The organism is Solilutibacter pythonis (assembly GCF_003697345.1).
In the GTDB taxonomy this organism is placed as follows: domain Bacteria; phylum Pseudomonadota; class Gammaproteobacteria; order Xanthomonadales; family Xanthomonadaceae; genus Solilutibacter; species Solilutibacter pythonis.
On record NZ_RFLY01000029.1, the window covers coordinates 1 to 11,758 of the forward strand.

An 11,758-nucleotide genomic window follows, 5' to 3' on the forward strand; every position below is an offset into this window, starting at 1 on the left:
GGCCGCGTTGGCGGGCGTCGCGGATGCGGCGGTGGTGTTGGAGGGTCGGGGCGAGGGCGCGTGTTTGTTGGGGTATGCGGTGGCGGAGGCCGGTGTTGCGCTGGATGCCGAGCAACTGCGTGAGCAATTGCGCACCCAGCTGCCCGACTACATGCTGCCGCGGCAGATCGTGTTGCTGGCGGCGTTGCCGCTCACGGTCAACGGCAAGCTCGATCGAAAGGCGCTGCCGAAGCTGGAGCAAGACGCATCCTCCGATGCTGCACCACTCGAATCGCCCACCGAGCACCGCCTTGCCGCAGTGTGGCAATCGTTACTTGGCGGCAAGCTGCCGGGACGCGATGCCAACTTCTTCACCCAGGGCGGTCACTCGTTGTTGGTCGTGCGTCTGGCCGAAGCGATCCGTGTGGCGTTCGACGTGGCCGTACCCCTCAAGTCGCTGTTCGAGCAACCGCGTCTGGTCGATCAGGCGAGCCTGATCGATGCCCTGAGCGCGCCTGCCGCCGTGGCCGATTCGAGCGACGAATCCATGGAGACTTTCGCGCTATGAACGTATCGCAACTGCTGATCGAGTTGCGTCGCCGTGGCGTGCAGCTGAGTCTGGTCGATGGTCGCATACAGGTGCAGGCCCCCAATGGCAGCCTCACCGACGCGTTGCGCCAGCAACTTCAGGCCTGTCGCGATGAGTTGGTTGCGCTGTTGGCCGCAAATCATGCGGATATCGACGTAATTCCGCGTGCCGAGGATCGCGACGATGCCCCGCTGTCGCCGGCGCAGGAACGCTTGTGGCTGCTGCAACAGATCGAATCCGATGCGGCCCTGTACCTGATCCCCAGCGCCATCGAGCTGAGTGGCGAGCTCGATGTACAAGCCGTGCAAAGCACGATCGTCGCATTGATGCATCGCCATGAGGCGCTTCGCACGGTCTTCCGCGAACACGATGGCGAGGTCCGCGCGCAGCGTTTGCACCAATGGGAGGCCCCGTTCGCATTGGTCGACCTGAGCGAAACGGATAACCCCGATGCGCATCTGACTGAACACCTCGCGCAGGAATGCGGCCGCGGCATCGCCATCGATCGCGAGCCGATGCTGCGCGTGCGGCTGTTTCGGCTCGATACCCAGCACCATGTGCTGCTGATGTTGCTCCACCACATCGCCGGTGACGCGCGTTCGCTTGCCGTTTTGACCCAGGAATTCGCGCAGGGCTACGCCGCGAACCTGACGGGAACCCGACCCGAGTGGGCACCTTTGCCACTGCGCTACGCCGATTATGCCCATTGGCAACGCGAACGCTGGGCTTCCGGCACGGGCGAGCGGGACTTGGCATGGTGGTGCGAACAGTTGGAAGGACTGGCGCCCGTGCATGCTTTGCCCTTGGATCGACCGCGTCCGGAACAGCTCGATAACGCCGGCGCCCGCCACACTGTGCAAGTGAACGCGCAGATACGCACGAATCTGGCGAATCTGGCACAGGCCAGCGGTACCACCATGTTCGTGGTATTGCAGGCCGCATTTGCATTGCTGCTCAAACGCCACGGCTTCGACCCCGATGTCGCGTTCGCCACCCCCGTGGCGGGGCGCGATCGCATCGAACTGGTACCGCTCGTGGGCTTCTTCGTCAACACACTGGCGATGCGTCATCGCGTCGATGAGGGACTGACCGTCCGCCAATGGCTGGAACGTACGCGGGAGGCAACCCTGGCCGCATTCGCGCATCAGGATGTGCCGTTCGAGAAGCTGATCGAAGCATTGAGCCCGGCGCGCAGCCTGAGTCACGCCCCGCTCGTGCAACTGATGCTGTCCTACCAGAGACGCGAATCTGCGCAACCGTCCCTGCCGGGGCTGACGCTGCGGCCCTGGCCGCTGCCGCAGGCGGGCAGCAAGTTCGAGCTGTCACTCGACGCGACCGATGGCGATGAGGGCATCGAACTGTCATTCGAATACAACACGCGCTTGTTCGACGCGGCGCGCATCGCGGCGATGGCTGCGCATCTGCGGACGTTGCTCAGCCAGATGTGCGCGACGCCGGATGCCCCACTGCATTCGCTCGACATGTTGGAGGCGGAGCGACGCGCGCAGTTGGAGGACTGGGAAGGGCAGGTACGTGTCACCGGCGAGCGTACCGCGTTGTCGTCGATTCTTGCCTGGGCCGAAAAGACCCCGGACGCCATCGCTTTGGTGGAGGGGGCACTTGTAATCAGCTATCGCGAGCTGGTCGAACAAGCCGGCCGATACGCCGCCGGGCTTGCCGCGCATGGCGTGCGCGCGGGCGACACCGTGGCGCTGTGCCTGCCGCGTTCGCGGGCAATGATCGAATCCATGCTGGCCTGTCATTGGCTGGGCGCGGCCTATCTACCTATCGATCCGGCACAGACACCCGAACGCATCGGCTTCATGGTGGAAGACAGCAACGCTCGCCTGCTGGTATCGCAGGCACCGCTGGAAGGTGTCGCCTGGGTGTCCGTGGATGCAATGGCATCCGATCGCAGCGTGCCGGATCTCGTGTCGGGGCTCGATGATCCGGCCTACGTCATCTATACCTCCGGTTCGACGGGCCGTCCCAAGGGCGTGCGCATCACGCAGCGCAACCTGGCCAGCTACATCGAGGCTGCATCGGCCCTGTACGGCATTGCTTCCACCGACCGCGTGCTGCAGCTCTCGACGTTGGCGTTCGACATCAGCGCGGAGGAGATTTTCTGCACACTGACCGGTGGCGCCACGCTCGTGTTACGTGACGACGAAGCCGTCGCCGGTGCCGCCGGTTTCGCTGCCTGCGTTCAGCGACACGACATCAGCGTTGTTTCGCTGCCCACCGCGTTCTGGCATGTGCTCTGCGACGACCCGCGCACCGCGATTCCAGCGGGTAGCCCGTTGCGGTTGGTCGTGGTCGGCGGTGAAGCCGTCCAAGCGGATCGTCTGCGCGCATGGCGGGAGGCTGTCGGATCACGCGTCCGTCTGCTCAACAGCTACGGCCCGACCGAAGCTACCGTCGCCGCCAGTTGCGCCGATCTCACATGCGCCGAAACCGTATCCATTGGTCGCCCCTATGCCAATACACGCTGCCTGGTACGGCAGGGGAGCACACGCGTTCCTGCGGGCGTGGTCGGCGAGTTGGTGCTGGCGGGAGCGGGCGTCGGCGAGGGCTATGTCGGCCATGCCGCGCAGGGCGCATCGGGCTTTGACGTGATCGAGGGCGAGCGCGTCTATCGCACCGGTGATCGCGTGCGCTGGCAGGATGGCGAGCTGATCTACATGGGTCGCCACGACGATCAGGTCAAAGTACAGGGCTTCCGGGTGGAACCGGCCGAGGTGGAAGCGTGCTTACGGTCGATTCCCGGGGTGCTCGACGCGTGCGTGGTCTGCATGCACGATCCGCAACGGGAGAATCGTCTCATCGCATACTGGTGCGGCGGCACGCAGGCGTTGGACGAGTCACGGTTGCGCGCCGAACTGGCACGGCAACTGCCGTTCTATCTGGTGCCTGCGCAGCTGGTGCGGCTCGATTCCCTGCCACTCAGTCGCAATGGCAAGCTTGACCGCGGCGCATTGCCCAGGCCCCACTGGGAGACGCCTTCGGCCAACGACGAACCACTCGCCGACGACCAGCAGGCGTTGTTGCTGCTGTTCCGCGAAGTACTGGGGCGGCCGGACTTCGGGCCCGATGACGATTTCTTCCGCGCGGGCGGCCATTCGTTGGCGGCCGCACGGCTGGCGGGCCTGATTCGAACCCGACTGGGTAGCCCGATGACGTTGCGCGCACTGTTCGCCGCACCCACCGTCCGGGCACTTGCGGCGGCGCTGGAGCCGATCGGCGCAGACGAACCCGCTCCGGTCGCCATCGCTCGCGGCGGTCGTCTTCCGCTGTCACCGGCGCAACAGCGGCTGTGGTTCCTACAGCAACTCGATCCTGCCTCGCCAAGCTACAACATGCCTGGCGCATGGCGGATCGAAGGCCCGCTGGATCGCGCCGCGCTACAGGCGGCGTTCGCCAGCGTGTTCGAGCGGCACGAAGTGCTGCACAGCCGGATACTGGCCGAGGATGGGGAGCCTTACCTCGTCCCACAGGAGACGCCGCTGCTGCCGTGGCACGAGCAGGACTTGCGCGCACTCGATCCACAAACGCGGGCGCAGCGCTTGCAGGCGTGTATCGATTCCATGGCCTGCACGCCATTCGACCTGGCGAGGGACGTTCCGCTGCGCATGCGGTTGCTGCAATTGCAAGACCACGAACATGTCTTGCTGGCCTGCCTTCACCACATCTGTGCCGACGGGGCTTCGTTGGGCCTGTTGTTGGAAGAGGTGGCTGCGGCGTACGCCGCGCTGCGCCAGGGCGCCGCTCCTATCTTGCCGCGACAAGCCTTGCAATACGCCGACTATGCGCACTGGCAACAGCGTCTGCTCGGCACTGGCCAGGAGCAGCCCCTGCTCGACTACTGGCGCGATCGTCTACACGGCGCACCGACCGTCCATGCGCTGCCGTTGGATTACCCGCGGACGGAGCGGCCCGATCATCGTGGAGATCACCACGCATTTGAACTGCCGGTCGCACTGGTGGCGCGACTCGATGCACTCGCGGCGCAGTGCGGCGTCACGCCATTCCTGTTGCTGAAGACGGCATTTGCCGCAGTGCTCGCGCGTTATGCCGATAGCGACGAGATCATGCTGGGTACGCCGGTATCCGGCCGCGACCGGCCCGAGTTCGAATCGCTGGTCGGTTTCTTCGCCAACACGCTGGTGTTGCGCGAACGTATCGATCGCGATCGCAGCCTGCCGCAATTGCTGGAAGACACACGAGACCAGCAATTGGCCGATCTCGCCCACCAGTCCTTGCCCTTCGAGCGCCTGGTGGAGCAACTCGGCCTGGCGGGGCAGGGCGTGCACGCGCCGGTGTTTCAGATCCTGTTCGCGCTGCATGAAACGGGGAGCGAGTTCGGCTTGCCGGACGTGCATGTGAGCGCGATGGACAGTCATAGCCAGACGGCCAAGTTCGACCTGAGTCTGCATTTGACCCGGCGCAATGGCGCGTTGTCCGGCAATGTCGAATTCGCGACGGCGTTGTTCCATCCGCAGACGATCCTCAGCCTCGCCGAAAGCTTCAAGGCGCTGCTGAGCGATCTGGTGGAGCGACCAGACACGCCTATCTCGCACCTGTCTTTGGCAAAGTCGGAGTCGCTGACGCCACTGTCAACGCCGCCGTCTTCCACCGATCTGTGGACGCGGTTCGCCGATGCGGTCGCGGCCGACCCGGATGCCATCGCGCTCGATCACGGCGAACAGCGCATCGGATACGCGCAACTCCTCGAACGTGCCGAGCAATGCGCTGGATTCCTGCACGCGCAGGGCGTACGTGGCGGCGACTGCGTCGGTCTGTGCCTGGCGCGCGGAGTCGCCTCGATCACCGCGATGCTGGCGTGCCTGCGTCTTGGGGCGGCCTATCTGCCGCTGGATCCGGCCTACCCCCGCGATCGTCTGGCGCTCATCGTCGCTGAAGCCGCACCGCGTTGCGTGCTGCTGGATGACACGGGAGCCGCGTTGCTCGCAGGCACTCAGGCTTCCTGTTTGTCCATGCCGAGCGTGCGTGCCGCGCAGCATTCCGCACCGCCTCCGCATGTCGACAATGTCGAGGCGCCGGCCTATGTGCTCTACACGTCCGGTTCCACTGGCACCCCCAAGGGTGTCGTCATGCCGCATCGGGCGCTGACACAGTTGCTCACCGCGCAGACGGTCTTGCAGCCGCGACTGGGCGAACGGCTCGCCACCCTTCAGTTCACGTCGCTCAATTTCGACGTTTCGTTCCAGGAAATCTTCACCGCGCTGACTACCGGCTCGCGCCTGGTGCTGGTGGACGAAGCGCAGCGGCTCGATCTGCCAGCGCTCGTGGATCTGATCCGCGCAAGTGGAATCGAACGCCTGTTCCTGCCCGTGGCGGTTCTCGGCTTGTTGCCATCGCTGGTATGCGAGCCACTGCCTTCGCTGCGGGTCATCACCGTGGCGGGCGAGGCACTGTCGATTAGTCCAGCGCTACGTGATTTTTTCAAGGCGCATCCGCACTGCCGCTTGGTCAACCACTACGGACCGACCGAAACGCATGTAGTTACCGCGCACAATCTTCCCAACGATCCCGCGCGATGGCCCGCGCTTCCTCCCATCGGGGCGCCGTTGCCGAACCTGCGTCTGTGCGTGCGTGACGCGCTCGGTAGCGTCGTTCCGCCTGGTGCAATCGGCGAGCTGTATGTCTCAGGCCCGGCACTGGCACTGGGATATTTGGGACGCCCCGACTTCACCGCCGAGCGCTTCGTGATCAATGCGGATGGAGAACGCGCCTATCGAACCGGCGACCGCGTATATGTCGGCGGCGATGGCGAGCTGCGTTACCTGTCGCGCAACGACGGCCAGATCAAACTGCGTGGCTTCCGTATCGAAACGGGCGATGTGGCGGCGCAATTGCAAGCGGTGCCAGGCGTGAGCGCCGCGGCGGTGGATCTGCGTCGCGATCCGACGGGCGAACCGCGTCTCGTGGCATGGCTGGCCAGCGATGCGGATGCGGAAACGCTTGTCGAGCAGGCTCGTCAGCGGCTGGCGCACACGCTACCGGCTTTCATGTTGCCGGAAGCCTATGCCGTTCTGAGTAGGTTGCCGATGACGGTCAACGGCAAGCTGGATCGCGCAAAGTTGCCGGAGCCCGAATGGCAGCGGACTGTCGCGCAAACCCAATCGCCCGCTACGCCGACGGAAGCGCGCTTGCTGCCGTTGTGGTGCGAATTGCTCGGCAATGAAGCCTTGGGCGTCACCGACAACTTCTTCACCCACGGCGGACATTCGTTGCTGGCGGTCAAACTCCTTGCGCGCGTGCGCGAGGAATTCGGCGCCGCGCCGTCATTGGCGAGGTTGTTCTCAGGCCCGACCGTGCGTGAACTGGCGAACCAATTGGATCAGAAGGGAGTCGTGAACGAGGGGCCGGTGCCGCTGGATCGCGAGGGCCCACTGCCGCTGTCGTTCGGCCAAGCGCGGCTATGGGCGCTGGAGCAACTTTCACGTGGCGCCGCCGACTATCTGATTCCCGCGGTCGTCCAATTGGATGGCGATCTCGATAGCGAACGTTTGTTCGTAGCCTTCGAGGCTGTCGTGGCCCGCCACGACATTCTGCGTACTCGATTCGTCGAGCACGAAGGCGAGATCCATCAGGTCGTGGGTGAGCATGACGCAGCTCGAGCCTGGATTCGCGAAGATGCAAGCGCCTGGAACGATGTCATGTTCCAGGCGCGTATCGCCGATCTGGCCACGGCGCCTATCGATCTCGGCCGCGACCAGCCGCTGCGTATCGCGCTGCTGCACCGAGCAGCCGATCGTCATGTGCTCGTACTCGTACTGCATCACATCGCGGCGGACGCGGCCTCGCTGCCAGTGTTGCTACGCGATATGCAGATAGCGTACGACGCTCCGGGGCAAGCCTTGTCGCCACTGTCGCTGCAATACGGCGATTACGCGAGCTGGCAGCGCGAGGGCGAACGTGACGGGCGTACAAAGGCGGACCTGGACTGGTGGTGTGCGCAGTTGCAAGGCCTGCCAACGGTGCATGGTCTTCCACTCGACAAGCCGCGTCCGCCGCAGCAATCCTTCGCCGGCGGCACGTTGGAATATCCGCTGGCGTCGGACTTGATTGCCGATGTCGACAGACTCGCGGCACAGCTTCAGGTCAGTCGTTACGTGTTCCTACAGGCGGTGTTCGTCGTACTGCTGCATCACCTCAGCGAAGACGAGGACGTCGTGGTCGGGACGCCCACGGCAGGGCGCGATCATCCCGGGCTGCAGGACATGGTCGGCTTTTTCGTCAACACATTGCTACTGCGTCACCGGCCGACCCCGGCGATGCGTTTCGATGAACTCGTCGGTGCCGTTGCGCAAACCTTTACCGATGCGCTGGCGCGGCAGGACACGCCTTTCGAGCAACTGGTGGACGCACTGCGGCCGGCGCGGGGACTCGCGCACAACCCGTTGTTTCAGGTGATGTTCTCGGCGCAACGCGGCGAAGCGGTGCGATTGCGGTTGCCCGGGATCGAGGCGAAGGCGCTGGCGGCGCCAAACCTGACCGCGAAGTTCGACCTTTCGCTCGATATCAACGATCGCGACGGCGGCTGCGTCGCCCTGTGGGAATTCGCCACCGATCTGTTCCGCGAGCACAGCGTTCGCCAGTTTGCCGAGCACTATGTGCGGCTGCTGGAAGCGGTGGTACGAGCGCCGAGGAGCACCCTCGCCGAACTGGCATGGAGCGACGAGACGCCGCTGCCCCCATTGGATACGGTGCGGATCGACACGGTGCCGGAGCGAATCCGCCAACATGTGTCGACGCATCCCGATGCGCTGGCTATCGACGATGGCACGCTGCAACTGGATTACCGCTCGCTTTGGGAACAAGCCAGCGCATTCGCCGCGGCCTTGCCGCGGGATGGCGCGCCGGTAGCCGTGCTGGCGCCGCGCAGTTGGCAACTGATCGTCGGCGAGCTGGCGGCATGGCTGGCCGGACGACCGTTCGTGCCGTTGGACCCTGCCCACCCGCCGTCGCACTTGCAGGCCATCATTGCCGACGCTGGCGCCACGACATTGCTGCACCATCCCGGGTTCACACTGGACGTGGCCGTGCCGACCCTCGCCATCGAGCGCCGGGCCGACGCGCAGAGCCTCGCTGATCCAAGTGCAGCCGGCACGCGGACAAGCGACCTCGCCTACCTGATCTACACCTCCGGCTCCTCCGGTGCGCCCAAAGGCGTGATGATCGGCCACGACAATCTGGCCTTTTATGCCGACGCCGCCGGCAAGACTTACGGGCTCGGGCCAAGCGATCGCGTGCTTCATCTGGCTTCTCCCGGCTTCGACATCGCCATCGAGGAAGTGTGGGTCACGCTTGCGCACGGCGCGACGGTGGTGGTCGCAGGCGACGAGTTCCTCGCTGACGGGGTCGGCTTCTGCAAGGCGGTGCAGCGTCACAACATCAGCATCGCCAGTCTGCCGACCGCGTTCTGGCACACGTTGGCCGAAACCGTCGGCGATGCCACACCGCCACCGTCCTGGCGTCTATGCATCCTCGGCGGCGAAGCCATGCAGCCAGCGGCATTGATGCGATGGCAACGGCGGTTTGGGAATAAGCCGGTACTACTCAACACTTACGGGCCGACGGAGACCACCGTCGTGGCCTCCCATTACCGTGTCGGCAGCGATGGGCGTATCGCGATCGGCCGGCCACTCGGCAACACGCATCTACGCGTGCAGCGTAGCGGACGCACGGTTGCGGCGGGCTTGCCGGGAGAGCTGATCATCGGCGGTAACGGCGTAGGCCGCGGATACCACGGTCTACCGCAACTCACCAGTGACGCCTTTTTCGATGCGGACGGAACGTGTTGGTACCGCAGCGGCGATCGCGTGCGCGTGGCGGGCGATGGTGAAATCGAATTCTTCGGACGCATCGACCATCAGATCAAACTGCGCGGCTTCCGCGTCGATCCCGAGCAGGTGGCGGCGGTGCTCGGCACGCATCCAGCGCTTCGCCAGGCGGCGGTGATCGCCGTGCGCGAACAGGACGACACTTGGTTGGCCGCCTATACCGTTGCGGAATCCGAAGACGCCGCGCCGGCCGCCGAGGAACTACGTCAATGGCTGGCCGCCCGCCTGCCCGAGTTCATGCTGCCCGAAGCCTGGCAAACGCTGTCGTCGTTGCCGCTTACCGTCAACGGGAAGCTCGATCATCGCCGTCTCCCGGTGGCGGCCAGACTACGTGTATGCACGCAGTCACGGCCGCCGCAGGGCGAGTGCGAAACCGAACTCGCGGCGATCTGGTGCGAGCTCCTGCGGCTGCCGAATGTCGGCGTGGAAGACAACTTCTTCGCCCTGGGCGGCAACTCGCTGACGGCGATTCGTTGCAAGGCCCGCATCGAATCCCGCTTCAATATTCACCTCGATCTCACCGAGTTGTTCGCACGGCCGACCATCGCCGCGTTGGCCGAATGCATCGATGCCGGCGCCCGTCGTATCGATGGCGACGATCTGGGCTTCCTCAACGACCTGCTCGACGAACTGGAATAACCGTATCCCATGACCTCACAGTCCGAACTTCGCGCGATTGCCGAACGCGCCATCCAATTGCCTCGCGACAAGCAGGATCAGTTTCTCATCCGCCTCGATGAGCGCGGTTTCGACATGAGTCTGCTACCGGTCGTGCCCCATGTCGCCAACGACGCGTCAATGCCACTGTCGTTTGCACAAAAGCGCCTGTACCTGGTTGAGCGCACCGCCGGGAAAGCGCTCTACAACCTTGCCTCGGGGCTGATGCTCGAAGGCGAGCTCGACGTTGCGGCATTGGGCCGCGCCCTCGACATGATCGTCGATCGGCACGCGATTCTGCGCACGGTGTACCGCGAGAACGATGGCGTACCGATGCAGATCGTCCTGCCGCACACGTCGCTCGCATTGTCGGAGTCGACGCTGGACAGCGGCGATATCGAAGCGCAACTGCGCGAGCGGCTGGAGACGCTGGAATCCACACCCTTCGCGCTCGATCACGAGTTGCCACTGCGCATCGAGCTTTATCGCGTGGCGGATCGGCGTTGGGCGCTGCTGTGGTGCGTCCATCACATCGCGTTCGATGCTTGGTCCGAAGGCGTGCTGCAGTCGGAACTGGTGCAGATTTATACGGCATTGGCGCGGGGCAACGCGGGGCGGCTCACAGCGCTGCCGGTGCAGTACGCCGACTATGCGGCCTGGGAAGGGCTCTGGCGGCGCAGTGCGGGATTCCGTCGTCAGGCGGATTGGTGGGCGCAGGCGCTGTCCGGAGTACCGACGACGCTGGAATTGCCATTCGATCGCGCGCGTCCTTCGGCCCAGGCGTATCGCCACACTGGCGCGGAGGCGCGCCGTACGTTGCCTGGCGCACTGACGCGACGTCTTTACGCACTCACCGGCGAACTGATTCCTGGACGCGAGACCACGCTGTATACGATGCTGCAGACCGCGTTCGGCTGGCTGCTGGCGCGCTACGGCAATACCGACGACCTGTGCATGGCGAGCTCGATCGCGAACCGTCGTCGCGCTGAACTCGAACCCCTGATCGGATGCCTGATGAACACGCTGGCGATCCGGCATCGCGTGTCATCCGCGCTGACGTTCCGTCAGGCCGTCATCAACGCGGGCGAGACGATCACAGGCGCCTTCGAACACGCCGAGGTGCCGTTCGAGCACGTGTTGGAATGTTTGGAAGTTCCGCGTGATGGCTCCCGGCCGCCACTGTGTCAGATACTGTTCGTGCTGCAGAACGTTCCCGACGCCGGCGCGCTGGCGTTGCCGGGTGTGAACATCACGCCTCTGACACTGGAACAGCGGCGAGCGCGCTTCGACCTCAGCCTGCGTATTGCCGAGCGGCGTGAAGACGACCATCTGGGCCTGCATCTGGAGTACAGCACCGAGCTGTTCGATGCGGCCACGATCGAGCGTCTGCTGGAAGACTTCGAAGCGCTGCTCGAACAAGTGTGCGCCGCACCCGAATGCCGCTTCGAAGAGGTGGTTCTACGTCATGCGGCGCAGGAATTTCCATCGCCCCCGCCCATCGCGACCGCTCCGGCGGCAACGCTTCTGTGGTCACAGCCAGCGGACGCGCTCGCAGTACTGGAAGGCGATCGCGCATCCACCTATGGCGAGCTGCACGCCGCCGCGGCATCGCTCGCGGCGGTGCTGGATCGGGCCGGCGTGGTCGCCGGTGCGCACGTCGCGTTGT

3 protein-coding genes are annotated in these 11,758 nt (G+C 64.8%); all 3 read left to right on the forward strand.

Annotated elements, in window-relative coordinates:
- On the forward strand, positions 1 to 547 hold a 547-nt coding region (locus EBB59_RS12885), incomplete at its 5' end, for an AMP-binding enzyme (protein WP_147455600.1).
- The gene (locus tag EBB59_RS12890; RefSeq protein WP_122102557.1) at positions 544 to 10,074 is read left to right on the forward strand and encodes a non-ribosomal peptide synthetase; all 9,531 of its coding nucleotides are present in this window, start codon (positions 544 to 546) and stop codon (positions 10,072 to 10,074) included. The genes EBB59_RS12885 and EBB59_RS12890, both read left to right, overlap by 4 nt.
- Positions 10,075 to 10,083: 9 nt before the next feature.
- A partial coding sequence (locus EBB59_RS12895; RefSeq protein WP_245979326.1) for a condensation domain-containing protein occupies positions 10,084 to 11,758 on the forward strand: 1,675 nt, incomplete at its 3' end.